The organism is Micromonospora jinlongensis (assembly GCF_013410645.1).
Classification (GTDB): domain Bacteria; phylum Actinomycetota; class Actinomycetes; order Mycobacteriales; family Micromonosporaceae; genus Micromonospora; species Micromonospora zamorensis.
This window is the reverse complement of record NZ_JACCHK010000001.1, coordinates 3,589,246-3,613,056: the sequence shown is the minus strand read 5'-3', so window position 1 is coordinate 3,613,056 and position 23,811 is coordinate 3,589,246. Positions and strand designations below refer to the sequence as shown.

General features: G+C 68.9%; 37 protein-coding genes. 36 read left to right on the top strand and 1 reads right to left on the bottom strand.

The genetic code is table 11. The features are described 5' to 3' along the window. Positions 1–9: 9 nt before the first annotated feature. The 32 genes from rplC to truA all read left to right on the top strand — a co-directional run bounded on the left by rplC (position 10) and on the right by truA (position 18,390). Positions 10–675 carry a 50S ribosomal protein L3 gene (gene rplC / locus HNR22_RS15905; protein ID WP_099848680.1) on the top strand — a complete coding sequence of 222 codons (666 nt, stop codon included), beginning with the start codon at positions 10–12 and terminating at the stop codon, positions 673–675. Then, positions 672–1,322 carry a 50S ribosomal protein L4 gene (rplD, locus tag HNR22_RS15900; RefSeq protein WP_007465305.1) on the top strand — a complete coding sequence of 217 codons (651 nt, stop codon included), beginning with the start codon at positions 672–674 and terminating at the stop codon, positions 1,320–1,322. The genes rplC and rplD overlap by 4 nt, the downstream gene beginning before the upstream one ends. Next, positions 1,319–1,621 (top strand): 50S ribosomal protein L23, encoded by a 303-nt coding sequence (gene rplW / locus HNR22_RS15895; protein WP_007465304.1) that lies wholly within the window; start codon positions 1,319–1,321, stop codon positions 1,619–1,621. The genes rplD and rplW overlap by 4 nt, the downstream gene beginning before the upstream one ends. Before the next feature lie 12 nt (positions 1,622–1,633). Next, complete coding sequence (gene rplB, locus HNR22_RS15890; RefSeq protein WP_088950237.1) at positions 1,634–2,473, top strand: 50S ribosomal protein L2; 840 nt, start codon at positions 1,634–1,636, stop codon at positions 2,471–2,473. A gap of 12 nt (positions 2,474–2,485) precedes the next feature. Beyond that, positions 2,486–2,767: a 30S ribosomal protein S19 gene (gene rpsS / locus HNR22_RS15885; RefSeq protein WP_007465299.1), complete on the top strand. Its 282-nt coding sequence runs from the start codon at positions 2,486–2,488 to the stop codon at positions 2,765–2,767. Positions 2,768–2,809: 42 nt separating this feature from the next. Beyond that, positions 2,810–3,268, top strand: a complete 459-nt coding sequence (gene rplV, locus HNR22_RS15880; RefSeq protein WP_007465297.1) for a 50S ribosomal protein L22 — start codon at positions 2,810–2,812, stop codon at positions 3,266–3,268. Then, positions 3,268–4,155, top strand: a complete 888-nt coding sequence (gene rpsC, locus HNR22_RS15875; protein ID WP_088950236.1) for a 30S ribosomal protein S3 — start codon at positions 3,268–3,270, stop codon at positions 4,153–4,155. Before rplV ends, rpsC begins: the two co-directional genes overlap by 1 nt. 3 nt (positions 4,156–4,158) lie before the next feature. Further along, on the top strand, positions 4,159–4,584 hold the full coding sequence (gene rplP, locus HNR22_RS15870) for a 50S ribosomal protein L16 (RefSeq protein ID WP_007465292.1): 426 nt from the start codon (positions 4,159–4,161) through the stop codon (positions 4,582–4,584). After that, positions 4,584–4,820 carry a 50S ribosomal protein L29 gene (rpmC, locus tag HNR22_RS15865; protein WP_007465283.1) on the top strand — a complete coding sequence of 79 codons (237 nt, stop codon included), beginning with the start codon at positions 4,584–4,586 and terminating at the stop codon, positions 4,818–4,820. Before rplP ends, rpmC begins: the two co-directional genes overlap by 1 nt. After that, positions 4,817–5,095 carry a 30S ribosomal protein S17 gene (gene rpsQ / locus HNR22_RS15860; protein WP_030489590.1) on the top strand — a complete coding sequence of 93 codons (279 nt, stop codon included), beginning with the start codon at positions 4,817–4,819 and terminating at the stop codon, positions 5,093–5,095. Before rpmC ends, rpsQ begins: the two co-directional genes overlap by 4 nt. 97 nt (positions 5,096–5,192) lie before the next feature. After that, entirely contained in the window at positions 5,193–5,561 is a 369-nt protein-coding gene (gene rplN, locus HNR22_RS15855) for a 50S ribosomal protein L14 (protein ID WP_007073026.1), read from the top strand. Then, positions 5,558–5,878, top strand: coding sequence for a 50S ribosomal protein L24 (gene rplX, locus HNR22_RS15850; protein WP_179781030.1), 321 nt, complete (start codon positions 5,558–5,560; stop codon positions 5,876–5,878). The genes rplN and rplX overlap by 4 nt, the downstream gene beginning before the upstream one ends. After that, positions 5,878–6,444, top strand: coding sequence for a 50S ribosomal protein L5 (gene rplE, locus HNR22_RS15845; protein WP_088950235.1), 567 nt, complete (start codon positions 5,878–5,880; stop codon positions 6,442–6,444). Before rplX ends, rplE begins: the two co-directional genes overlap by 1 nt. Position 6,445: 1 nt before the next feature. Then, positions 6,446–6,631, top strand: a complete 186-nt coding sequence (locus tag HNR22_RS15840) for a type Z 30S ribosomal protein S14 (protein WP_007465272.1) — start codon at positions 6,446–6,448, stop codon at positions 6,629–6,631. Positions 6,632–6,747: 116 nt separating this feature from the next. Next, positions 6,748–7,155 carry a 30S ribosomal protein S8 gene (gene rpsH / locus HNR22_RS15835; protein WP_007465270.1) on the top strand — a complete coding sequence of 136 codons (408 nt, stop codon included), beginning with the start codon at positions 6,748–6,750 and terminating at the stop codon, positions 7,153–7,155. A gap of 16 nt (positions 7,156–7,171) precedes the next feature. After that, on the top strand, positions 7,172–7,714 hold the full coding sequence (gene rplF, locus HNR22_RS15830; protein ID WP_088950233.1) for a 50S ribosomal protein L6: 543 nt from the start codon (positions 7,172–7,174) through the stop codon (positions 7,712–7,714). Then, entirely contained in the window at positions 7,711–8,100 is a 390-nt protein-coding gene (gene rplR, locus HNR22_RS15825; RefSeq protein ID WP_088950232.1) for a 50S ribosomal protein L18, read from the top strand. Before rplF ends, rplR begins: the two co-directional genes overlap by 4 nt. Positions 8,101–8,133: 33 nt before the next feature. After that, the gene (rpsE, locus tag HNR22_RS15820) at positions 8,134–8,748 is read left to right on the top strand and encodes a 30S ribosomal protein S5 (protein ID WP_007465263.1); all 615 of its coding nucleotides are present in this window, start codon (positions 8,134–8,136) and stop codon (positions 8,746–8,748) included. After that, positions 8,748–8,930 carry a 50S ribosomal protein L30 gene (gene rpmD / locus HNR22_RS15815; protein ID WP_007465262.1) on the top strand — a complete coding sequence of 61 codons (183 nt, stop codon included), beginning with the start codon at positions 8,748–8,750 and terminating at the stop codon, positions 8,928–8,930. The genes rpsE and rpmD overlap by 1 nt, the downstream gene beginning before the upstream one ends. Beyond that, a complete protein-coding gene (gene rplO, locus HNR22_RS15810; RefSeq protein WP_030329906.1) occupies positions 8,930–9,373 on the top strand; it encodes a 50S ribosomal protein L15 in 444 nt (147 codons plus the stop codon). The genes rpmD and rplO overlap by 1 nt, the downstream gene beginning before the upstream one ends. 233 nt (positions 9,374–9,606) lie before the next feature. Next, positions 9,607–10,935, top strand: a complete 1,329-nt coding sequence (gene secY, locus HNR22_RS15805; RefSeq protein ID WP_121653125.1) for a preprotein translocase subunit SecY — start codon at positions 9,607–9,609, stop codon at positions 10,933–10,935. Next, positions 10,936–11,589, top strand: a complete 654-nt coding sequence (locus HNR22_RS15800; protein ID WP_088950228.1) for an adenylate kinase — start codon at positions 10,936–10,938, stop codon at positions 11,587–11,589. A gap of 87 nt (positions 11,590–11,676) precedes the next feature. Further along, entirely contained in the window at positions 11,677–12,528 is an 852-nt protein-coding gene (map, locus tag HNR22_RS15795; protein WP_099848674.1) for a type I methionyl aminopeptidase, read from the top strand. A 149-nt stretch (positions 12,529–12,677) separates the two neighbouring features. Next, positions 12,678–13,223 (top strand): DUF1707 SHOCT-like domain-containing protein, encoded by a 546-nt coding sequence (locus tag HNR22_RS15790; protein ID WP_179781029.1) that lies wholly within the window; start codon positions 12,678–12,680, stop codon positions 13,221–13,223. Positions 13,224–13,563: 340 nt separating this feature from the next. Beyond that, on the top strand, positions 13,564–13,785 hold the full coding sequence (gene infA, locus HNR22_RS15785) for a translation initiation factor IF-1 (RefSeq protein ID WP_007073013.1): 222 nt from the start codon (positions 13,564–13,566) through the stop codon (positions 13,783–13,785). Positions 13,786–13,876: 91 nt separating this feature from the next. Next, a complete protein-coding gene (gene rpmJ / locus HNR22_RS15780) occupies positions 13,877–13,990 on the top strand; it encodes a 50S ribosomal protein L36 (RefSeq protein WP_088952025.1) in 114 nt (37 codons plus the stop codon). A gap of 267 nt (positions 13,991–14,257) precedes the next feature. Then, entirely contained in the window at positions 14,258–14,638 is a 381-nt protein-coding gene (rpsM, locus tag HNR22_RS15775) for a 30S ribosomal protein S13 (RefSeq protein ID WP_088950226.1), read from the top strand. Positions 14,639–14,727: 89 nt separating this feature from the next. Continuing rightward, on the top strand, positions 14,728–15,135 hold the full coding sequence (gene rpsK / locus HNR22_RS15770; RefSeq protein ID WP_030329919.1) for a 30S ribosomal protein S11: 408 nt from the start codon (positions 14,728–14,730) through the stop codon (positions 15,133–15,135). A 13-nt stretch (positions 15,136–15,148) separates the two neighbouring features. Next, positions 15,149–15,775, top strand: coding sequence for a 30S ribosomal protein S4 (rpsD, locus tag HNR22_RS15765; RefSeq protein ID WP_179781028.1), 627 nt, complete (start codon positions 15,149–15,151; stop codon positions 15,773–15,775). Positions 15,776–15,874: 99 nt separating this feature from the next. Beyond that, positions 15,875–16,897 carry a DNA-directed RNA polymerase subunit alpha gene (locus HNR22_RS15760; protein ID WP_007465227.1) on the top strand — a complete coding sequence of 341 codons (1,023 nt, stop codon included), beginning with the start codon at positions 15,875–15,877 and terminating at the stop codon, positions 16,895–16,897. A 34-nt stretch (positions 16,898–16,931) separates the two neighbouring features. Then, positions 16,932–17,492 carry a 50S ribosomal protein L17 gene (gene rplQ, locus HNR22_RS15755; protein WP_179781027.1) on the top strand — a complete coding sequence of 187 codons (561 nt, stop codon included), beginning with the start codon at positions 16,932–16,934 and terminating at the stop codon, positions 17,490–17,492. A gap of 67 nt (positions 17,493–17,559) precedes the next feature. Beyond that, positions 17,560–18,390: a tRNA pseudouridine(38-40) synthase TruA gene (gene truA / locus HNR22_RS15750; protein ID WP_179781026.1), complete on the top strand. Its 831-nt coding sequence runs from the start codon at positions 17,560–17,562 to the stop codon at positions 18,388–18,390. 18 nt (positions 18,391–18,408) lie between these two features. Here the strand turns inward: truA and HNR22_RS15745 are convergent, their stop codons facing one another. After that, positions 18,409–19,485, bottom strand: a complete 1,077-nt coding sequence (locus HNR22_RS15745) for a hypothetical protein (protein WP_246380895.1) — start codon at positions 19,483–19,485, stop codon at positions 18,409–18,411. A 103-nt stretch (positions 19,486–19,588) separates the two neighbouring features. Between HNR22_RS15745 and HNR22_RS15740 the strand changes: the two genes are divergently transcribed. Genes HNR22_RS15740 through HNR22_RS15725 form a run of 4 tightly spaced genes read left to right on the top strand, consistent with a single transcriptional unit; the run spans position 19,589 to position 23,712 of the window. Continuing rightward, on the top strand, positions 19,589–20,194 hold the full coding sequence (locus tag HNR22_RS15740) for a methyltransferase (RefSeq protein ID WP_179781024.1): 606 nt from the start codon (positions 19,589–19,591) through the stop codon (positions 20,192–20,194). A gap of 41 nt (positions 20,195–20,235) precedes the next feature. After that, a complete protein-coding gene (locus HNR22_RS15735) occupies positions 20,236–21,915 on the top strand; it encodes an ABC-F family ATP-binding cassette domain-containing protein (protein ID WP_179781023.1) in 1,680 nt (559 codons plus the stop codon). After that, positions 21,912–22,712 carry a nucleotidyltransferase domain-containing protein gene (locus HNR22_RS15730; protein ID WP_179781022.1) on the top strand — a complete coding sequence of 267 codons (801 nt, stop codon included), beginning with the start codon at positions 21,912–21,914 and terminating at the stop codon, positions 22,710–22,712. Before HNR22_RS15735 ends, HNR22_RS15730 begins: the two co-directional genes overlap by 4 nt. 37 nt (positions 22,713–22,749) lie before the next feature. After that, positions 22,750–23,712 (top strand): aldo/keto reductase, encoded by a 963-nt coding sequence (locus HNR22_RS15725; protein ID WP_179781021.1) that lies wholly within the window; start codon positions 22,750–22,752, stop codon positions 23,710–23,712. The last annotated feature ends 99 nt before the right edge of the window (positions 23,713–23,811 follow it).

Below are 23,811 nucleotides of genomic sequence, written 5' to 3'. Positions count from 1 at the left end.
ACCGGACAAATGGACAGGCAAGTCAAGGGGATCCTGGGCGCCAAGCTCGGCATGACCCAGGTCTGGGACAACAACCGTGTTGTTCCCGTGACCGTGGTCGAGGCCGGCCCGTGCGTCATCAGCCAGGTTCGTAGCGCCGAGAAGGACGGTTACTCCGCGGTCCAGCTGGCGTACGGCATCATCGACCCGCGCAAGGTCAAGAAGCCGATCAGCGGCCACTACGCCAAGGCGGACGTGGCGCCGCGCCGGCACATCGTCGAGCTGCGCACCACGGACGCTGGGGAATACTCGCTCGGCCAGGAAGTCACGGTCGAGGAGTTCCCGGCCGGCGTCACCATCGACGTCACCGGCAAGACCAAGGGCAAGGGCTACGCCGGCCCGATGAAGCGGCACGGCTTCCACGGTCTGGGTGCCGGTCACGGTGTCGAGCGCAAGCACCGCTCGCCCGGCTCCATCGGCGCCTGCGCCACTCCGGGTCGTGTCTTCAAGGGCACCCGGATGGCCGGCCGGATGGGTGGCGTGCGGTACACCGTGCAGAACCTCACCGTCCAGGCGGTCGACACCGAGAACAACCTGCTGCTCGTCCGGGGTGCCATTCCTGGTCCCAAGGGCGCGCTGGTTCTGGTCCGGACCGCGGCCAAGAGCAAGGTGAAGAAGGGTGGTGCGGCCAAGTGACCACCGTTGACGTGCGCACCGTCGAAGGCACCACCAGCAGCTCGGTCGAGTTGCCGGCGGACATCTTCGACGTGCAGGCCAACGTCGCGCTGATGCACCAGGTCGTGGTGGCCCAGCTCGCGGCGGCCCGACAGGGCACGCACAAGGCCAAGACCCGCGGCGAGGTCGCCGGTGGCGGCAAGAAGCCGTACAAGCAGAAGGGCACCGGTCGCGCCCGCCAGGGCTCGATCCGCGCGCCGCAGTTCGCCGGCGGTGGCGTCGTGCACGGTCCCGTGCCGCGCGACTACAGCCAGCGGACCCCGAAGAAGATGAAGGCCGCCGCTCTGCGGGGTGCCCTCTCCGACCGGGCACGCGCCGGGCAGGTGCACGTCGTCGAGGCGTTCGTCTCGGGCGAGAAGCCGTCGACCAAGGCGGCCCTGGCCACGCTGACCAAGCTCACCGAGGCCCGTCGGGTCCTGGTCGTGCTGAGCAGCACCGACGAACTGAACTGGGTGTCGCTGCGCAACGAGCCGCGGGTGCACCTGATCGAGTCCGGCCAGCTGAACACGTACGACGTGCTGGTGGCCGACGACGTGGTCTTCACCAAGGACGCCCTGGACGAGTTCCTGGGCGTGCCCGCCGAGACCACCGAGGAGGGTGGCAAGTGAGCACCATCGCCGACCCGCGCGACATCATCGTCGCGCCGGTCGTCTCGGAGAAGAGCTACAGCGAGCTGAACCGGAACTGGTACACCTTCCTGGTGCACCCGGACGCGAACAAGACCGAGATCAAGATCGCTATCCAGCAGATCTTCAACGTCCGCGTCCTGACGGTCAACACGCTCAACCGCCAGGGTAAGCGCAAGCGCACCAAGACCGGCTTCGGTCAGCGCAAGGCGACCAAGCGGGCGATCGTGAAGCTGGCTGACGGTGACCGCATCGAGGCCTTCGGCGGCCCGGTCAGCTGAGGGGTGTAGACAATGGCTATCCGTAAGTACAAGCCGACGACGCCGGGCCGACGTGGCTCCAGCGTCGCTGACTTCGCCGAGATCACCCGGTCCACGCCGGAGAAGTCGCTGCTGGCTCCGTTGCCGAAGAAGGGCGGGCGTAACGCCCACGGCCGGATCACCACGCGGCACCACGGCGGCGGTCACAAGCGCCAGTACCGTCTGATCGACTTCAAGCGGGTCGACAAGGACGGCGTGCCGGCGAAGGTCGCTCACATCGAGTACGACCCGAACCGCACGGCGCGCATCGCGCTGCTGCACTACGCCGACGGCGAGAAGCGGTACATCATCGCGCCGAAGGACATGAAGCAGGGCGACCGCGTCGAGTCCGGTCCGGGCGCCGACATCAAGCCCGGCAACAACCTGCCGCTGCGCAACATCCCGGTCGGTACCACGATCCACAACGTGGAGCTGCGTCCGGGTGGCGGGGCCAAGCTGGCCCGTTCCGCCGGCGTCGGCATCCAGCTGCTCGGCCGCGAGGGCGCGTACGCGACCCTGCGTATGCCGTCCGGCGAGATCCGGCGGGTGGACGTGCGCTGCCGCGCGAGCGTCGGCGAGATCGGCAACGCCGACCAGTCGAACATCAACTGGGGCAAGGCCGGCCGGATGCGGTGGAAGGGCAAGCGCCCGACCGTCCGTGGTGTCGCCATGAACCCGGTCGACCACCCGCACGGTGGTGGTGAGGGTAAGACCTCCGGTGGTCGCCACCCGGTCAACCCGCAGGGTAAGCCCGAGGGCCGCACCCGCCGTAAGGGCCAGCCGAGTGACCGGCTGATCGTCCGCCGCCGCTACGCCACGCGTAAGCGCGGCTGAGGGAGATAAGACATGCCTCGCAGCCTGAAGAAGGGCCCGTTCGTCGACGACCACCTGCTCAAGAAGGTGGAAGTACAGAACGACAAGGGTTCCAAGAACGTGATCAAGACCTGGTCGCGGCGCTCGACGATCATCCCCGAGATGCTGGGGCACACGATCGCCGTGCACGACGGACGTAAGCACGTCCCGGTGTTCGTGACCGAGGCGATGGTCGGGCACAAGCTCGGCGAGTTCGCGCTGACCCGCACGTTCAAGGGTCACGAGAAGGACGACCGGAAGAGCCGTCGGCGCTGACGCCGCCAGGCATACGGATAGAGGGAACAAGGGGTTACAGCGATGCCAGGAAAGGGCGACGCTCCGGTGCTTCCGGGCGCGCGGGCGGTTGCGCGGCACGTGCGCATCTCGCCGATGAAGGCGCGCCGGGTGGTCAACCTCGTCCGCGGCCTGCCCGCGAAGGAGGCGCTAACGGTGCTGCAGTTCGCGCCGCAGGCTGCGAGCGAGCAGGTGTACAAGGTGCTCGCTAGCGCGATCGCCAACGCGGAGAACAACGAGCGGCTGGACCCTGACGCGCTGCTCGTCAGCGAGGCCTTCGTTGACGAGGGCCCGACGATGAAGCGGTTCCAGCCGCGGGCGCAGGGTCGGGCGTACCGAATCCGCAAGCGCACCTGCCACATCACTGTGGCGGTCGAAGCGGTCGCGCCGGCAGCGCCGAGGAAGGCCGCGGCGAAGAAGGCCGCCCCGGCCACGGAGGCCGCACCGGCCGAAGCGCAGAGCAAGACGGAGGACGCCGAGTAATGGGTCAGAAGGTTCACCCCACTGGGTTCCGGCTCGGCATCTCGACCGACTGGAAGTCCCGCTGGTTCGCGGACAAGCTCTACAAGGACTACATCGGCGAGGATGTCAAGATCCGCCGCATGATGTCCAAGGGCCTCGAGCGTGCCGGGATTTCCAAGGTCGACATCGAGCGCACCCGCGACCGGGTCCGCGTCGACATCCACACCGCCCGGCCGGGCATTGTCATCGGCCGTAAGGGTGCGGAGGCCGACCGGATCCGCGGCGAGCTGGAGAAGCTCACCGGCAAGCAGGTTCAGCTGAACATCATCGAGGTGAAGAACCCCGAGTCGGACGCCCAGCTGGTTGCGCAGGGCGTGGCCGAGCAGCTGTCCAGCCGGGTCAGCTTCCGTCGGGCGATGCGCAAGGCCATGCAGTCGGCGATGAAGAACCCGGTCTGCAAGGGCATTCGGGTTCAGGTCTCGGGTCGCCTCGGCGGCGCCGAGATGAGCCGGACCGAGTTCTACCGTGAGGGCCGGGTTCCGCTGCACACGCTGCGGGCCAACATCGAGTACGGCTTCTTCGAGGCCCGTACGACGTTCGGCCGGATCGGTGTCAAGGTCTGGATCTACAAGGGCGACGCCGTTCCGGGCCGGGAGGCTCCGGCCGAGGCCGGTCCGTCCCGCCCGCGTCGTGGTGAGCGTGGCGACCGTCCCGAGCGTCCGCGCCGTGGCCGGTCGGGTTCGTCCGGCACCACGGCTGGTGGCACCGAGGCCGGCCGGGCTGCTGCGACCACCATCGCGCAGCAGGCCGAGACGCCGAGCGGCGAGCCGGTCGACAGCGCAGCTGTCGCCGCAACGGCTACCGCTCCGGCCGCGACTCAGCCGGCAGAAACGCAGCAGGAGGGCTGACAGATGCTGATGCCGCGCAAGCCCCCGAAGGGCTTCCGCAAGCCGCACCACCCGGACCGCAGTGGCGCGTCCAAGGGTGGTAACCGGGTGGTCTTCGGCGAGTTCGGGATCCAGGCTCTCGAGCCGGCGTACGTGACGAACCGGCAGATCGAGTCGGCACGTATCGCGATGACTCGCCACATCAAGCGTGGTGGCAAGGTCTGGATCACGATCTTCCCGGACCAGGCCCTCACCAAGAAGCCTGCCGAGACCCGGATGGGTTCCGGTAAGGGTTCGCCCGAGTGGTGGGTCGCCAACGTCAAGCCGGGGCGGGTTCTCTTCGAGATGTCCTTCCCCAACGAGCAGATCGCGCGAGAGGCCATGCGTCGCGCGATCCACAAGCTCCCGATGAAGTGCCGCATTGTTACGCGCGAAGTGGGTGAATCCTGATGGCAGCGGGCGTTAAGGCGACCGAGCTGCGTGAGCTCTCCGAAGAGGAGCTGGTCACGAAGCTGCGGGAGGCCAAGGCGGAGCTGTTCAACCTCCGCGTGCAGGCCGCAACCGGGCAGCTGGACAACAACCGGCGGTTGCAGGTCATCCGTCGGGAGATCGCCCGGATCTACACGATCATGCGTGAGCGCGAGCTGGGGCTCTCGGCCGCGCCGACTGAGGTGACTGCATCATGACCGAAGAGACCGCCACCGCCGCCGCGCGGTCGCGCCGCAAGGTCCGTGAGGGCCTGGTGATCAGCGACAAGATGGACAAGACCGTCGTGGTCGAGGTCGAGGACCGGGTTCGGCACGCGCTGTACGGGAAGATCATGCGCCGTACGGCCAAGCTGAAGGTGCACGACGAGCAGAACGCCGCTGGCACCGGCGACCGGGTTCTCATCATGGAGACCCGGCCGCTGAGCGCCACCAAGCGTTGGCGGATCGTGGAGATCCTGGAAAAGGCCAAGTAGCGAAGGCTCGAGCCCGGCGTTGCGTCGGGCGTAGGTTCCGCCAGGCTCCGGCCGGCCGCTACGGCGGCCGGAGAACCGGCAGACATAGGAGATAGACGTGATTCAGCAGGAGTCGCGACTGCGCGTCGCCGACAACACGGGTGCTCGGGAGATCCTGTGCATCCGGGTTCTCGGTGGCTCGGGTCGGCGCTACGCGAGCATCGGCGACGTCATCGTGGCCACGGTCAAGGACGCGATCCCGGGTGCCGGTGTGAAGAAGGGCGACGTCGTCAAGGCGGTCGTCGTTCGCACCGCCAAGGAGAAGCGTCGGCCGGACGGCTCGTACATCCGCTTCGACGAGAACGCCGCCGTCATCATCAAGGACGGCGGGGACCCGCGTGGTACCCGCATCTTCGGCCCGGTGGGCCGGGAGCTGCGGGACAAGCGGTTCATGAAGATTATCTCCCTCGCGCCGGAGGTGTTGTGACCGTGAAGGTCAAGAAGGGCGACACGGTCGTCATCATCGCCGGCAAGGACAAGGGTGCCAAGGGCAAGGTCATCGCGGCCTACCCGCGGCAGGACAAGGTCCTGGTCGAGGGCGTGAACCGGGTCAAGAAGCACACCCGTATCAGCACCACCCAGCGTGGCGCCAAGACCGGCGGCATCGTCACTCAGGAGGCCCCGATCCACGTCTCGAACGTGCAGGTCCTGGACTCCGACGGCAAGCCGACCCGCGTCGGTTACCGGATCGACGACAACGGCCAGAAGGTCCGCATCGCGCGTAGCACCGGTAAGGACCTGTGATGACCACGGCTACCGAAAAGACCCTGCCGCGCCTCAAGGAGCGGTACCGCAACGAGATCGTGGCCCAGCTGCGTGAGCAGCACAGCTACGGCAACCCCATGCAGGTGCCGCGGCTGGTCAAGGTCGTCGTCAACATGGGTGTCGGCGAGGCTGCTCGCGACGCCAAGCTGATCGACGGCGCGGTCCGCGACCTCGCCACGATCACCGGCCAGAAGCCGCAGGTGCGGCGGGCGACCAAGTCCATCGCGCAGTTCAAGCTTCGCGAGGGCATGCCGATCGGCGCGAAGGTCACCCTTCGTGGCGACCGGATGTGGGAGTTCCTGGACCGGCTGCTCTCCATCGCGCTGCCGCGTATCCGCGACTTCCGCGGCCTGGACGGGCGCAAGCTGGACGGGCACGGCAACTACACGTTCGGTCTGACCGAGCAGTCGGTGTTCCACGAGATCGACCAGGACCGGATCGATCGCCAGCGGGGCATGGACATCACGGTGGTCACGACCGCCACGACCGACGACGAGGGCCGGGCGCTGCTCAAGCTCCTGGGCTTCCCGTTCAAGGAGAACTGAGATGGCCAAGAAGGCGCTGATCATCAAGGCGGCCGCGAAGCCGAAGTTCTCGGTTCGCGCGTACACCCGCTGCCAGCGGTGCGGGCGTCCGAAGGCGGTCTACCGCAAGTTCGGGCTCTGCCGGGTCTGCATCCGGGAGATGGCTCACCGCGGTGAGCTGCCGGGCGTGTCCAAGGCTTCCTGGTAAGGGCGACCGCGTCCCGGCCGTCGGCCGGGAACTCCTGCACCGATTAGGTATTGCTCTTCGCCGTAGGCCCGGGGCTGATGCCCGGGGAACCCCGGCGAGAAAGGCTGACGAAATCCATGACGATGACCGACCCGATCGCAGACATGCTCACGCGTCTGCGTAACGCCAACCAGGCGTACCACGATCAGGTGAAGATGCCCTACTCCAAGATCAAGGCGAACATCGCCGAGGTCTTGAAGGCCGAGGGTTACATCGCCACCTGGTCGGTCGAGGAGCCCGAGGAGGGCGCCGTCGGCAAGCGACTGGTCGTCGAGCTGAAGTACGGCCAGAACCGCGAGCGGAGCCTGGCCGGCATCAAGCGCGTGTCCAAGCCCGGTCTCCGGGTGTACGCCAAGTCGGACGGGCTCCCGCGGGTGCTCGGTGGGCTGGGCGTGGCGATCATTTCGACGTCCCAGGGGCTGCTGACCGACCGGCAGGCCCGCAAGCGGAGTGTTGGCGGGGAAGTCCTCGCCTTCGTCTGGTAACGGGAGACTGGTAGAAATGTCGCGAATTGGACGTAAGTCGATCCCGGTGCCAGCCGGCGTCGACATCACGATCGACGGGCAGACCGTCAAGGTCAAGGGCCCCAAGGGCCAGCTTGAGCACACCCTCGCCGAGCCGATCACGGTCGAGCGGGCCGAGGATGGGCAGCTGAGCGTCAACCGGCCGAACGACGAGCGCAAGGCCAAGGAACTCCACGGCCTGAGCCGTACGCTGGTTGCCAACATGATCGTCGGGGTCACCGAGGGCTACCGCAAGAGCCTGGAGATCGCCGGCACCGGTTACCGGGTCACCGCCAAGGGTTCGGACCTCGAGTTCGCGCTCGGGTTCTCGCACCCGGTGGTCGTCCCCGCCCCGGCGGGCATCACCTTCACGGTGGAGCGGCCGACCCTGTTCCACGTGGCTGGCATCGACAAGCAGCAGGTCGGTGAGGTCGCTGCCAACATCCGGAAGATCCGCCCGCCGGAGCCCTACAAGGGCAAGGGCGTGAAGTACCAGGGCGAGGTCATCCGCCGCAAGGCTGGAAAGGCAGGTAAGAAGTGAGCGCCACGCTGCTCAAGCGCCGCCGCGGCGTTGCCGCCAAGCGCGCCGTCGGGCGTGCGCGTCGGCACTTCCGCGTCCGCAAGAACGTCAGTGGTACGGCCGAGCGTCCGCGCCTGGTCGTCACTCGCTCGCTGCGGCACATGGTTGCCCAGGTCGTCGACGACACCAAGGGTCACACCCTGGCGTCGGCGTCGAGCCTGGACGCCTCGCTGCGTGGCACGGAGGGCGACAAGAGCGCCCTGGCTGGCAAGGTGGGCGCGCTGCTCGCCGAGCGGGCCAAGGCCGCCGGCGTCTCCAAGGTCGTCTTCGATCGCGGTGGCAACCGGTACGCGGGGCGAGTCGCCGCGCTTGCCGACGCCGCCCGCGAAGCCGGGCTCGAGTTCTAACAACCCCGTCACGAGAGATAAGGAAGGCTGCTGATGCCAGGTCAACAGCGCCGTGGCGGCGGGTCCGGTGGCAACGAGGGTGGTCGCCGCGACAACCGCCGTGAGGGCGGCCGCGGAAACGCGCCCGTCGAGAAGACCCCGCACCTTGAGCGGGTCGTCGCGATCAACCGCGTCGCCAAGGTCGTGAAGGGTGGTCGTCGCTTCAGCTTCACCGCCCTGGTGATCGTCGGCGACGGCGACGGCACGGTCGGCGTGGGCTACGGAAAGGCCAAGGAGGTGCCCGCGGCCATCGCCAAGGGTGTCGAGGAGGCCAAGAAGCACTTCTTCAAGGTTCCGCGGATCGGCCAGTCGATCCCGCACCCGGTCACGGGTGAGGACGCCGCTGGCGTCGTGCTGCTCAAGCCGGCTTCGGCCGGTACGGGTGTCATCGCCGGTGGTCCGGTGCGCGCCGTGCTGGAGTGCGCCGGGATCCACGACGTGCTCTCGAAGAGCCTCGGCTCGTCGAACCCGATCAACATCGTGCACGCCACCGTGGCGGCCCTGAAGGGGCTTGAGTCCCCCGAGCAGGTCGCGGCGCGTCGTGGTCTGCCGGTGGAGGACGTCGCGCCGGCAGCCATGCTGGCGTCGCGTGCGGGGGTGGCGCGCTGATGGCACGTCTGAAGGTCACCCAGCTCCGGTCCGGTATCGGGACCAAGCACAACCAGCGTGAGTCGCTGCGTTCGCTCGGTCTCAAGCGGATCAACGACGTGGTGGTCAAGGAGGACCGGCCCGAGATCCGCGGCATGATCTTCACTGTGAGCCACCTCGTGAAGGTCGAGGAGGTCGAGTAATGACGATCAAGGTTCACCACCTGCGCCCGGCGCCCGGTTCCAAGACCGCGAAGACCCGTGTGGGTCGCGGTGAGGGTTCCAAGGGCAAGACCGCTGGTCGCGGTACCAAGGGTTCCAAGGCCCGTAAGAACATCTCGGCGGCGTTCGAGGGTGGGCAGATGCCCATCCACATGCGCCTTCCGAAGATGAAGGGCTTCAAGAACAAGTTCAAGGTGGTCTTCCAGGTGGTCAACCTGGACCGACTCGCTGAGCTGTTCCCGAATGGTGGCCAGGTCGGCCCGCTGGAGCTCGTCGAGTCCGGCGCGGTCCGCAAGGGTCACCCGGTCAAGGTCCTCGGCACCGGGGATCTCGGCGGTGTGGCGCTCCAGGTGTCTGCGCACGCGTTCAGTGCGTCGGCCAAGGAGAAGATCGCTGCTGCCGGTGGCTCCGTCACCGAGCTGTAAGGCGTACAACCCATGGCGCCCGTCCAGTTGTGAGCAACTGGCGGGCGCCATGGTCTGCCTGGGGCCTTAGCGCCCGGTAATATCGGAATCGATTTATGTAGTCGGGCGCATCTGCCCGGACCGGGGTGGGGCTGTTAGAGTCCCATCCCAGCCATGGATTGCGGGCGCTCGCCCGTGATCCACCCCGACCCGCCAGGGATCACCGGCGGCCCGCCTCGCGCAGGAGGAAGAAGTTGCTGTCCGCCTTTCTCAGTGCGTTCCGTACGCCTGACCTGCGCAAGAAGCTGCTGTTCACAGTAGGCATCATTGCGGTCTACCGGCTGGGCGCGACGCTCCCCAGCCCGGGCGTCTCGTACGGCAACGTGCAGAAGTGCCTCGACACCATCCAGGGGGACACCACCGGGGTGGTGAACCTGCTCAACCTCTTCTCCGGTGGAGCGCTGCTGCAGCTCTCGGTCTTCGCGCTGGGCATCATGCCCTACATCACCGCGTCGATCATCCTGCAGCTGCTGACCGTCGTGATCCCGCGCCTGGAGCAGCTCCGCAAGGAGGGCCAGGCCGGTCAGGCGAAGATCACGCAGTACACGCGTTACCTCACCCTGGGCCTCGGTGTGCTCCAGGCCTCGGCGTTCGTGGCTCTGGCCCGCTCCGGGCAGCTGTTCCAGAACCGCTGCGACCAGTTCCCGATCATCCCCACCGGCACCGGCATCCCGGACTGGCTGACCCTGACCATCCTGGTGATGACGATGACCGCCGGCACCGGCATGGTCATGTGGCTCGGTGAGCTGATCACCGACCGCGGCGTCGGCAACGGCATGTCCGTCCTGATCTTCACCTCGATCGCGGCGCGGCTGCCCAGCGAGGGCTGGCAGATCAAGACCAGCAAGGGCTGGGACATGTTCGCCCTGGTCATCGCGCTGGTCCTGGTGGTCATCACCGCGGTCACCTTCATCGAGCAGGCGCAGCGCCGCATCCCGGTGCAGTACGCCAAGCGGATGATCGGCCGCCGGATGTACGGCGGCACCTCGACCTACATCCCGTTGAAGGTCAACCAGGCGGGTGTCATCCCGGTCATCTTCGGCTCGTCGCTGCTCTACCTGCCGCAGCTGGCCCTGCAGTTCTTCGACCAGACCGACCCGGGCAAGACCCAGGCGTGGATCCAGAACAACCTGGTCAACCCGAGCAGCCCGATCTACATCGCGGTCTACTTCCTGCTGATCATCTTCTTCACGTACTTCTACGTCTCGATCACGTTCAACCCGACCGAGGTCGCTGACAACATGAAGAAGTACGGCGGGTTCGTGCCGGGCATCCGCCCGGGCAAGCCGACCGCCGACTACCTGGACTTCATCCTCAGCCGGATCACCCTGCCGGGCGCGCTCTACCTGGGCGTCATCTCGATCCTGCCGAACTTCTTCTTCATCTGGCTGGACAACCAGCAGTACCAGAACTTCCCGTTCGGCGGCACCGCTGTGCTCATCATGGTCGGCGTCGGTCTGGAGACCGTGAAGCAGATCGAGAGCCAACTCATGCAGCGGAACTACGAAGGGTTCCTGCGGTAGATGAGACTCGTTCTGGTTGGCCCGCCGGGGGCGGGCAAGGGCACACAGGCCGAGTTCATCGCCGCGCACCTCTCGGTGCCGAAGATCTCGACCGGAGACATCTTCCGGTCGAACGTCACCCAGGGCACGCCGCTCGGGGTCGAGGCGAAGCGCTACATGGACGCGGGCGAGCTGGTTCCGGACGAGGTCACCATCAACATGGTCCGGGACCGGCTGGCCGAGCCCGACGCCAGCGAGGGTTTCCTTCTCGACGGTTTCCCGCGGACCACTCCGCAGGCGGCCGCTCTGGACAAGCTCCTCGCTGACCTGGGCACCGCGCTCGATCTGGTCCTGGAGCTGGTGGTCGACGACGACGAGGTGATCCGGCGGCTTTCCGGGCGGCGTACCTGCCGGGGTTGCGGCAAGATCTGGCACGTCGAGTTCGACGCCACGACCCGGCCTGGCATCTGTGACCGGTGCGGCGCCGAGCTGTTCCAGCGCGACGACGACAAGCCGGAGACGATCGCGACCCGGCTCCGCGAATACAGCGAGAAGACCGCACCCCTGGTCGACTACTACGGCGCTCAGGGCAAGCTGGTCGGGATCGACGCCACCGGCCCGGTGGAGGACGTGACGACCCGGGCCATCGACGCCCTGCGGTCGTACGGCGGCTGAGGTCCGGCCGGGCCACGGCGGATAGAGTGCGAACAGCGGGGTACGCGTTATGTGCCCCGCTGTTCGGCAACGAAAGGTAATCGCTCCATGCGTCGTCCCCAGCTGGACATCCAGCTGAAGACCCCTGACCAGATCGAGAAGATGCGGGCCGCCGGGCTGGTGGTCGCCGAGGCGCTTCGCCGGATGCGGGAGGCTGTCGCCCCCGGGGTGAGCACCGCCGATCTGGATGCCATCGCCGAGTCGACCATCCGCGAGGCGGGTGGCGTTCCGTCATTCAAGGGCTATCACGGTTTCCCGGCGTCGATCTGCTCTTCGGTCAACGAGCAGATCGTGCATGCCATCCCGTCGCCGAAGCAGGTGCTCCAGGCCGGTGACCTGATCTCGATCGACTGCGGTGCGGTCCTGGACGGGTGGCACGGCGACTCGGCGATCACCGTCGGGGTCGGCGAGGTCGACCCGGCTCTGCTGAAGATGGCTGCGGTCGCCGAGGACGCGATGTGGGCCGGCATCGCCGCCGCCGCCCGTGGTGCGGCCAGCGGCAAGGGCCGACTCACCGACATCTCGCACGCGGTGGAGACCGCCGTCCGCAAGGGCGGCCGGTACGGCATCGTCGACGGCTACGGCGGGCACGGCATCGGCACTGAGATGCACCAGGACCCGCACGTGCTCAACCACGGTCGGCCGGGCAAGGGCCCACGCCTGGTCCCCGGCATGGCGCTGGCCATCGAGCCGATGATCACGATGGCGTCCCCGCGTACTGTCGAGTTGTCCGACGGGTGGACGGTGGTGACCCGCGATGGCTCGGTGGCGGCGCACGTCGAGCATTCGATGGCTCTGCTGCCGGACGGGGTCTGGGTGCTGACCGCGTTCGACGGCGGCCGGGCCCGCCTGGGCGACCTGGTGACCGCCCGCCAACCCGCCGCCTCCAAAACCCCCTGAAACCCCCACCCCCAGGGCGTCCACCCCCGGCGCCGACCGTTGATCATGAAGTTGTGGTCACGACACGCCGGCGTCGGTGGCGATAACTTCATGATCGACCGAGCCCTGGGGTGGGGCATGACTGGCGTGACGGTGGCATGCTTGCCGGCATGGACGGGCGCGACGGGATGCGGGCCTCGGACTCGGACCGTACGGCGGTGGCCGACCGGTTGCGGGTCGCCCTCAACGAGGGTCGGCTGGATCTGCACGAGTACGACGAGCGGTTGCAGCGGGCCTACGCCGCGCGCACGTACGCCGAGTTGGACGGGCTGCTGACCGATCTGCCGCCGGTGACGCCCGTGGAGCGTTCGGGGCTGTCGCCGCTCACCCCGGCCGCCCCGCCGAGTGTCGGTGACCAGCCTGCCCCGGTGGCGCGCGGCGTCACGGCCCGCTGGCTGGCCGAGGTGTGGCTGCCGTACCTGAAGGTGATCTCCATCGTGGTGACCATCTGGGCGGTGACGTCACTGCTCAGCCAGGACCTGCTCTACTTCTGGCCAGCCTGGGTGGCGGGGCCGTGGGGCGCGGTGCTGGCGGTTCAGACGATCACCGGGCTGGCCGGGGGAGAGCCAAGGCGCCAAGCGGTCAAGCGACAGCGCAAACGGGCAAAGCGCAAACCACGCGCCACCAACCCAGAAAACCCCCCACCAACAACCTGACCCCACCCCAACCCCAACCCGCCCAGGGCCGACACCCCTCCCGTCGATCATGAAGTTATAGCCGCCGTTCCCGGCGTGTCGTGACGCTAACTTCATGATCAACGGGGCTGGGGGATGGGGCCTGGGGGTGGGGGCAGGGGTGGGTGGGTGGCCGGTTTGGCGTGCGAGTGCAGGCCGGCGTACACTTTCAGATCGGCGCACAGCGTCCACTCCGGCATGCCCACCCTGCGCTTCGGTGGGACCTGGAGCCGCGGCTGGCGCGGTCTTCTGATTCTGATCAGATTTCCGTGTAAGACGTTGTGGGCCGCCCGGAGCAATCGACGTCAGGACAGCGGAGGACATGCCGAAAAAAGACGGAGCCATTGAGATCGAGGGTCGGGTCATCGAGCCCCTGCCGAACGCCATGTTCCGGGTGGAGCTCGCGAACGGCCACAAGGTGTTGGCTCACATCAGCGGCAAGATGCGGCAGCACTACATCCGCATCCTTCCGGAGGACCGGGTCGTCGTCGAACTTTCGCCGTACGACCTGACCCGCGGGCGCATCGTCTACCGCTACAAGTAGTCCTGACGACGGCCGGGAAGTCCCGTGTCCGTCTTCGACGTCTGGTGTCGTGCAACGCGCGTCCCCGGGCCAGATGGGAAGTAAGGCAACCGTGAAGGTCAAGCCGAGCGTCAAGAGGATCTGCCAGAAGTGCCGGGTTATCCGCCGGCACGGCCGGGTCATGGTCATCTGCAGCGACCCGCGCCACAAGCAGCGCCAGGGCTGACTCAGCCCGTCCGGCCGTAACACCGGCCGGGTGGCGTTGGTCCAGGCGGATCCTCAGCGACACACACATCACACATGCTCGTCCCAGCCACGAGCGGTACGCGAGACGTACTCCTGCGTGGCTGACCCCCGGTCGGAGGCCGGGGCCCGCTCGGGCAGCGACCGTTCCCGGTCGCCGGCGCTAACCGCGTCGGAAGGACGGGACGGTCGGTAGCGGGATGGGACGGGTCCACACCTCCGCCACACATCACGAGGAGTACGCCCGCACATGGCACGTCTAGTCGGCGTGGATCTCCCCCGCGAGAAGCGGATGGAAATCGCGCTCACCTACATCTTCGGGCTCGGTCGCACCCGCGCCCAGGAGACACTCGCCGCTACCGGCATCTCGCCGGACAAGCGCGCTCGGGACCTCACGGACGAGGAGCTCGTGCAGCTCCGCGACCACATCGAGGGCAACTACAAGGTTGAAGGCGACCTGCGCCGCGAGGTCGCCGCTGACATCCGCCGCAAGGTTGAGATCGGCTGCTACGCCGGCATCCGGCACCGCCGGGGTCTGCCCGTGCGTGGCCAGCGGACCAAGACCAATGCACGGACCCGCAAGGGCCCGAAGCGGACCGTCGCCGGCAAGAAGAAGCCCGGCAAGAAGTAGATTTTGACCGGAATTCGGGTCGATGTCGGGTCTAGGAAGACCAGACCGTCCGGCCCAATCCGGAAAGTCAACTAGGAGCGCACAGACTTATGCCACCGAAGGCTCGTGCCGGAGCCGCTGTCAAGAAGGTCCGGCGCAAGGAACGCAAGAACGTCGCCCACGGGCAGGCGCACATCAAGAGCACGTTCAACAACACCATCGTGTCCATCACGGACCCGACCGGTGCGGTCATCTCCTGGGCCTCCGCTGGCCAGGTGGGCTTCAAGGGCTCCCGCAAGTCGACTCCGTTCGCCGCGCAGCTGGCCGCCGAGGCTGCCGCGCGTCGCGCCATGGAGCACGGCATGCGCAAGGTCGACGTGTTCGTCAAGGGCCCCGGCTCCGGCCGGGAAACCGCCATCCGTTCGCTGCAGGCCGTGGGCCTCGAGGTCGGGCAGATCGCCGACGTCACCCCGCAGCCGCACAACGGGTGCCGTCCGCCGAAGCGTCGCCGGGTCTGAGAGGTAGAGAGAGATGGCTCGTTACACCGGTGCAGACTGCCGCCGTTGCCGGCGGGAGAAGATGAAGCTGTTCCTCAAGGGCAGCAAGTGCGATGGTCCGAAGTGCCCGTTCGAGTCCCGGCCGTTCCCGCCCGGGCAGCACGGCCGCGGCCGCACGAAGGAGACGGAGTACCTGCTCCAGCTCCGTGAGAAGCAGAAGGCCCGTCGTGTCTACGGCGTGCTGGAGAAGCAGTTCCGCGGTTACTACGAGGAAGCCGTTGGCAAGCAGGCCAAGACCGGTGAGGTCCTCCTGCAGATCCTCGAGTCGCGGCTGGACAACGTCGTTTACCGGGCCGGCTACGCCCACTCGCGGGACATGGCCCGCCAGCTGGTCAAGCACGGTCACTTCACGGTGAACGGCAAGAAGGTCGACATCCCGTCGTACCGCGTCAAGGAGCACGACATCATCGAGGTTCGGGGCAAGAGCAAGGAGCTCACCCCGTTCGTCGTCGCGCAGGCTCAGGCCGGCTCGAGGGCGGTCCCGGCGTGGCTTGAGGCCATCCCGAGCCAGATGAAGGTGCTCGTGCACTCCCTCCCGGCCCGGCAGGTCATCGACACGCAGGTCCAGGAACAGCTGATCGTCGAGCTCTACTCCAAGTAGTCCGAGCTCGTTCGGTGGCCCGCCCTCTCCGGGCGGGCCACCGGAACAGTTTGTGTCGTGGGCGTCAAATAGCGGGCGCCCCGGAAGAGAAGAGAAAAGATGCTCATCAGCCAGCGACCCTCCCTGTCCGAGGAGTCGATCAACGAGACCCGGTCCCGGTTCGCCATCGAGCCGCTGGAGCCGGGCTTCGGCTACACCCTGGGCAACTCGCTGCGGCGCACGCTGCTGTCGTCGATCCCGGGCGCGGCCGTCACCTCGATCAAGATCGACGGCGTGCTGCACGAGTTCACCACGATCCCCGGTGTCAAGGAGGACGTGGTCGAGCTCGTCATGAACATCAAGGAGCTGTGCGTCAGCTCCGAGCACGACGAGCCGGTCAGCATGTACCTGCGCAAGCAGGGCCCGGGCGACGTGACCGCGGGGGACATCCAGCCGCCGGCCGGCGTCTCGGTGCACAACCCGGATCTCAAGCTCGCCACCCTCAACGGCAAGGGCCGGCTCGACATGGAGCTGACCGTCGAGCGGGGCCGGGGCTACGTGACGGCGGCGCAGAACAAGCAGTCCGGCGCCGAGATCGGCCGCATCCCGGTCGACTCGATCTACTCGCCGGTGCTGAAGGTGACCTACCGCGTCGAGGCGACCCGTGTCGAGCAGCGCACCGACTTCGACCGGCTGATCATCGACGTCGAGACCAAGCCGTCGATGGGTCCGCGTACCGCGCTGGCCTCCGCCGGTTCGACGCTGGTCGAGCTGTTCGGCCTGGCCCGGGAGCTGGACGAGACCGCCGAGGGCATCGACATCGGGCCGTCCCCGCAGGACGCCCAGCTGGCGGCGGACCTCGCCCTGCCGATCGAGGAGCTGGACCTCACCGTCCGCTCCTACAACTGCCTCAAGCGCGAGGGCATCAACTCCGTTGGTGAGCTCATCGGGCGTACCGAGGCCGACCTCCTCGACATCCGCAACTTCGGGCAGAAGTCGATCGACGAGGTCAAGATGAAGCTCGCCGGGATGGGTCTCGGGCTGAAGGACTCGGCTCCGAACTTCGACCCGGCGCACGTCGTGGACACCTTCGGCGAGGCCGACTACGACACCGACGACTACCGCGAGACCGAGCAGCTCTAGTCCGCGCTGCCGCCACAACTGAGGAGCACCAAAAATGCCCACGCCCACCAAGGGCCCCCGCCTCGGCGGCAGCCCCTCGCACGAGCGGCTGATGCTCGCCAACCTGGCGACCGCGCTGTTCCAGCACGGCAAGATCCAGACCACCGAGACGAAGGCTCGGCGGCTGCGTCCGCTGGCCGAGCAGCTCATCACCAAGGCCAAGCGCGGTGACCTCGCCTCGCGGCGGCGGGTGCTGGGTGTCGTCAAGGACAAGGACGTGGTCTACGCCCTGTTCGACCAGATCGCGCCCCGGTACTCCAACCGCCCCGGCGGTTACACCCGGATCGTGAAGACCGGTCCGCGCAAGGGTGACAACGCTCCGATGGCCATCATCGAGCTGGTGGAGGAGCTTCAGGTCGCCGAGCCGAAGGCGAACAAGAAGACCGCCGCCCGCAAGGCCGCGCAGCAGGACAAGGTCGAGGCGCTCGCCCCGGCCGACGAGACCCCGAAGTCGGCCCCGGCCGACCAGGACTCCGAGGCTCCGGTGTCGGCGTCCGGTGACACCGCCGAGGCGCGCGAGGACAGCGACCTCGCCACCGAGGAGAACAAGGCCTGATCTCGGGCAACGTCGGGCCCGGCACCCCATCGGGGTGTCGGGCCCGACCCATGACAGGAGGTACGAGGTGGACGAGCGGATCCGGCTGCGGCTGGACGTCTCGTACGACGGCACGGGCTTCTCCGGCTGGGCCGCCCAGCCGACCCGGCGCACCGTCGCGGGGGTGCTGGTCGAGACCCTGGACCTCGTCCTCGGCGCCGGCACGGCCACCGGGCTGACGGTGGCCGGGCGGACCGACGCGGGAGTGCACGCCACCGGGCAGGTGTGCCACCTGGACCTGCCCGTCGACGTGTGGCGGGAGCACGAGGGGCGGCTGTTGCGTCGGCTGGCCCGCCTGCTCCCCACCGACGTACGCGTACGGGCGATGACCGAGGTGCCGGCCGACTTCGACGCCCGGTTCTCGGCCACCTTCCGGCGCTACGAGTACCGGGTCACCGACGCGCCCTTCGGTGCAGAGCCGCTGCGTCGGCACGAGGTGCTGGCCTGGCCCAAGCCCCTGGACCTGGCCGCGCTGAACGCCGCGGCGAGCGGGCTGGTCGGTGAGCACGACTTCGCCGCGTACTGCCGGCGTAAGGAGAACGCGACCACGCTGCGCGAGGTGACCCGGCTGGACTGGCGTCGCGACCCGGACGGCATCCTGGTGGCCACCGTCCAGGCCGACGCGTTCTGCCAGGCGATGGTGCGCAGCCTGGTGGGGGCGATGCTGGTGGCGGGCGACGGCCGCCGCCCGGTCGAGTGGCCGGGCAGCCTGCTCACCAGTGAGGTTCGCTCCAGTGAGGTGACGGTGGCCCCGGCACGTGGGTTGACCCTGGTCGCGGTCGGCTACCCGGCCGACCCGGCCGACTACGCCCGCCGCGCCGACCTCACCCGCCGGCTGCGGGTCCCGGTCGAGGGCTGACCGTCGACGGCGTGCCGGTCAGTTGCCCGGCAGTTCGCCGTCGTCGGTGCTGCCGCCCTGGGTTCCGCTGCTGCCGGTCGGCGCCGCCGTCGGCTGTGCGGCGCTGCCACCGTCGGCCCGCTGTTGCAGCACCCCCCGGCTGAGGTGCAGCTCGATCATGTCGAACAGGATCTCCCCGACCTTGGCGTCGCCCGCCTTGATCGCCGTGCCGTCCTTCTGGACCACCAGCGCGTACGCCAGGTAGTGGCCCCGGACCTGCCAGCCCACCCGCGCCGGGGCGCTGGCCAGCACGTCGGTGCCGTCGCCCTCGCCGGCGGTGAGGCCCCGGAAACGGCCCTGCCGTTCGTCGAGCAGCGGCCGGATCCGGTCCCGGGCCCGTTCCGCGCTGACCTTGTCGGTGAGGTTGAACAGGCCGGCGGTGACCAGGTGGTCCCCGTCGGGTGTCCGCAGCGTGGCCCGGACGATCTGGTTGCAGCCGAGTCGGACCAGCAGGTCGGCGACCTCACCGGTGGCGGCGACGGCACAGCTGGCGCTGGACTGGGTCTTGAGGACCTGGTAGCTCGGCTGGCCGTCGTTGAGCTTCAACTCCTTGCCGGGGAAGAGTTCCTTGGCGGTGAGCGGGGCCTGGTCGGTGTCCCGGGAGTCCAGGGTGAGCCGTTGCGCCGCGGCGGACGTCGGGGCGGCGTTCGGCTGGAACGTCGGGGTGGCCTGCGGTTGCTGGTTGCGGTTGTCGAGCAGCGCGGCGGCGCCCAGGCCGCAGAGGGCGAGCAGCACCAGGACGGCTGCGCCGCCGATCAGTACCTGCCACAGTCGGCCGCCGCCGCGTCGAGCTGGTGGCTCTATCGGTGACGCCGAGGTGTAGACCTGGCCGAGGGGCGCGGCGGGCGGCATCTCGGCACGAGTCGCCGGTGGCGGCGGCGGTGGCGACGACGACGGCAGCGAAAGCTGGTTCGCCCTGGGCAGCGACGGGGTGGGGAAGCGCGACGGAGAGGGCCCCGCGGGCGGGGGCGGACCGGCGCCGAGCACCGACAGGTCGGACCCGGGCTCCGGGTACTCCTCGAAAGCGTCCTCATCGGACTCGTACCGATACACCATGTCGCCCAGAGTAAGAGCCATTGTCCCTTTTGGGGATAATATCCGGGAATTGTGCGCGCAGGCCGTGTCATGGCCGGCCCGGGCCGGTGCGAGAATTGCCGGCGTGACCGGCGACCACTACTTCACCGCGCAGCCTGCCAGCGAAGCCCCGGCGCGCGAGATCGAGTTCTCCGTCGCCGACCGCGACTACCGGCTCGCCTCGGCCGGCGGGGTCTTCTCCGCCAGCCGGCTCGACCCGGGCACTGGGGTGCTGCTGCGCAAGGCCGAGCTGCCCGCAGCCGACACCAGCGGCGACCTGCTCGACCTGGGCTGCGGGTTCGGACCGATCAGCTGCGTGCTGGCCGACCTCGCGCCGGCGAGCACCGTCTGGGCCGTCGACGTCAACGCCCGGGCCCGTGAGCTGACCGCCGCCAATGCGGTCCGGATCGGCGCCGGCGACCGGGTCCGGGTCAGCGCGCCGGACGACGTGCCGGCGGACGTTTCGTTCGCCCAGATCTGGTCCAACCCTCCGATCCGGATCGGTAAGGACGGGCTGCACGACCTGCTGCTGCGGTGGCTGCCCCGCCTCGCGCCGGACGGTGTCGGCTGGCTGGTCGTCGCCCGGCACCTCGGCGGCGACTCGCTGCAACGCTGGCTCACCGAACAGGGCTGGCAGGTGGAGCGGTACGCCAGCCAGAAGGGCTTCCGGGTGCTGCGAGTCACCCGGTAATTGGATGTACCCTCCGCCCCTCGCTGGGGCAGGATCCCCGCGTGGGATACGTGGACGTGGCAGGGGTCGGGCACATCCTGCCCGACGGTAGGGAACTCTTCGCCGACGTGTCGTTCCGGGTCGGGGAGGGCGCCAAGGTCGCCCTGGTCGGCCCGAACGGCGCGGGGAAGACGACACTGCTGCGGATGGTCGCCGGCGACCTGCCGGTGCGGAGCGGCGTCGTCGCGCGCGCCGGCGGCCTGGGCGTGATGCGCCAGTTCATCGGCATGATCGGGGACGAGTCGACGCTCGCCGACCTGGCCTTGTCGCTGGCCCCGCCCGCGCTGCGCGACGCCGGCCGCCGGCTCGGCGAGACCGAGACGGCCATGCGGGCGGCCGAGGCCCACGGCAAGTTCAGCAACGCCGCGGGCAAGGCCCAGTTGGCGTACGCCGACGCGCTCGGCGCCTGGGGCGAGGCCGGCGGCTACGACGCCGAGGTGCTCTTCGACACCGTCGCGACAATCGTGCTCGGCCTGCCCTGGGACACCGTGCGCGACCGGCCGGTGCGCACCCTCTCCGGTGGCCAGCAGAAGCGCTTCGCGTTGGAGCTGCTGCTGCGCGGCCCGGACGAGGTGCTGCTGCTCGACGAGCCGGACAACTTCCTCGACGTGCCCGGCAAACGCTGGCTGGAGGCGCGACTGCGCGAGTCGACCAAGTCGGTGCTCTACGTGTCGCACGACCGCGAGCTGCTGGCCCAGAGCGCCGACCGGGTGGTCGCCGTCGAGGGTGGCAGCGCCTGGGTGCACCCGGGTGGCTTCGCCAGCTGGCACTCCGCCCGGGTGGCCCGACACGCCCGCCTCGACGAACTGCGTCGTCGCTGGGACGAGGAGCACCAGAAGCTGCGCGAGCTGATGCTGATGTACAAGCAGAAGGCCGCGTACAACGACGGGTTGGCCTCGCGCTACCAGGCTGCGCAGACCAGGCTGCGCAAGTTCGAGGAGGCCGGGCCGCCGCCCGTACCGCCGAAGGACCAGGACATCCGGATGCGGCTGAGCGGCGGGCGGACCGGCAAGCGCGCGGTCATCTGCGAGCAGCTTGAGCTCGACGGCCTGACCTTCCCCTTCGACCTGGAGATCTGGTACGGCGACCGGGTGGCGGTGCTCGGTGCCAACGGCAGCGGCAAGTCGCACTTCCTGCGGTTGCTGGCCCGGGGCGGCACCGACCCCGACCCGGCGAACGGGCCGGTCGACGGGGCGGGCGCGCTCGCCCCGGTGGCGCACGACGGCACGGCCCGGCTGGGTGCCCGGGTCCGACCCGGTCACTTCTCCCAGACCCACGACCGGCCGGAGCTGATGTCGAAGACGCTGGTCGAGATCCTCTGGCGGGGTGACGAGCATCGCACCGGGATGGACCGGCACGCGGCGATGGGGGTGCTCAGCCGCTACGAGTTGGCCGCGCAGGGCGACCAGCGCTTCGGCACGCTCTCCGGCGGGCAGCAGGCCCGGTTCCTGGTGCTGCTGCTGGAACTGTCCGGGGCGACCCTGCTGCTGCTCGACGAACCCACCGACAACCTCGACCTGGCCAGCGCGGAGGCACTGGAGGCGGGTCTGAACGCGTTCGACGGAACGGTGATCGCGGTCACCCACGACCGCTGGTTCACCCGGTCCTTCGACCGGTTCGTGCTGTTCCGGGGCGACAACGAGGTGGTGGAGACCCCGGAGCCGGTCTGGGACGTCGGGTGATCCCCGCCGACCTGCCCGACCGGCTCTGCGCTGTCCGGGGGGTGGTCGCCGTGGCGCTCGGTGGTAGCCGGGCACGTGGCGAGCAGCGCCCGGACTCCGACTGGGACCTGGGCCTGTACTACCGGGGCGAGCTTGACGTGCCGGCGCTGCGTGCGGTCGCCGCGACAGTCACCGACGACGCCGACGTCGCGCTCACCGCCCCGGGTGGATGGGGCCCCTGGGTCGACGGCGGTGGTTGGCTGCGGATCGGCGGGGTCGCCGTGGACCTGATCTACCGGGACCTCGACCGGGTGCACCGGGTCTGGACGGACTGCCGGGCCGGGCGGTACGAGGTCGGGGTGCAGGCCGGGCACCCGCTGGGGTTCTACTCGTCGGCCTACGTCGGCGAGGTGGCGCTGTGCCAGGTGCTGGCCGACCCGACCGGCCAGCTGAGCCGGCTGCGGGAGCAGACCCGGGAGTACCCGCCCGCACTGGCCGACGCGCTGGTGGCCAGCGGCTGGGAGGCCGGGTTTCTGTTGACCGGCGCGGCCAAGGCCAGTGCCGGCGGGGACAGCGGGTACGTGGCCGGCTGCCTGTTCCGGGTGGTCGGGGTGCTCGCCCAGGTGCTGCACGCCCGAGCGGGCCGGTGGCTGGTCAACGAGAAGGGGATGATCGCCGCCGCAGGGCGGCTGCCCGGGGCACCGCCGGACTTCGCGCGGCGGGCGCAGGCACTGCTCGGCGCCGTCGGCCACAGCCCCGCCGAGTTGGCCGCCACCATCGGCGCCGCCCGTGAGCTGGTCACCGAGGTGGTCGGCTGAGCCGCCGCCGAGGTGGACCGTGGCCGGCGGGCATAGGGTGGATCTCGTGACTGAAATGACCTATCGCCGGCTGGGCGACTCCGGGCTCGTGGTGTCCGTGGTCGGCATCGGCTGCAACAACTTCGGCCGAAAGCTCGACCTCGACGGCACGCGGGCGGTGGTTGACGCCGCCCTGGACGCCGGGATCAACCTGTTCGACACCGCCGACATCTACGGCGAACCGCAGGGCGGCTCCGAGGAACTGCTCGGGCAGGCGCTCAAGGGGCGCCGGGACGACGTGGTGGTGGCCACCAAGTTCGGCATGGACATGAACGGCCTCAACGGGCCCGACTTCGGCGCGCGTGGCGCCCGCCGCTACATCGCCCGGGCCGTGGAGGCGTCGCTGCGTCGGCTCGGCACCGACCACATCGACCTCTACCAGATGCACGAGCCCGACCCGGGCACCCCGATCGACGAGACCCTCGCCGCCCTGGACGACCTGGTCCGCGACGGCAAGGTGCGTTACCTGGGCAACTCCAACTTCACCGGCTGGCAGATCGCCGACGCGGACTGGGTCGCGTCGTCCAACGGTCGGGCCCGCTTCATCAGCGCGCAGAACCACTACAGCCTGTTGGAGCGTTCGGTGGAGGCCGAGGTGATCCCGGCCTGCGAGCGGTTCGGCCTCGGCATGCTGCCGTTCTTCCCGCTCGCCAACGGCCTGCTCACCGGAAAGTACAAGCGTGAGGCCCAGCCGCCGGCCGGCAGCCGGCTCTCCGGCGGTGGCCGGTACGCGGAGCGGCTCGCCGCAGCCGACTGGGACACCATCGAGGCGATCGAGGCGTACGCGGCCGAGCGGGGTCTGACCATGCTCCAGGTGGCGATCGGTGGGCTGGCCGCCCAGCCGGCGGTGACCTCGGTGATCGCCGGTGCCACCACGCCCGAGCAGGTGGTGGCCAACGCCGCCGCCGGCACGTGGGAGCCCAGCGACGAGGATCTGGCGGCGCTGCGCGCCGTTCTCTGAGCCCTCGAGAGTAGGGGTTGCGGATGACGATCGCGCTTTGTGGTGCACATCACAAGGTGCAGACCTGAAGCCGGGCCCGACTGACGCACCTTCCTTTGT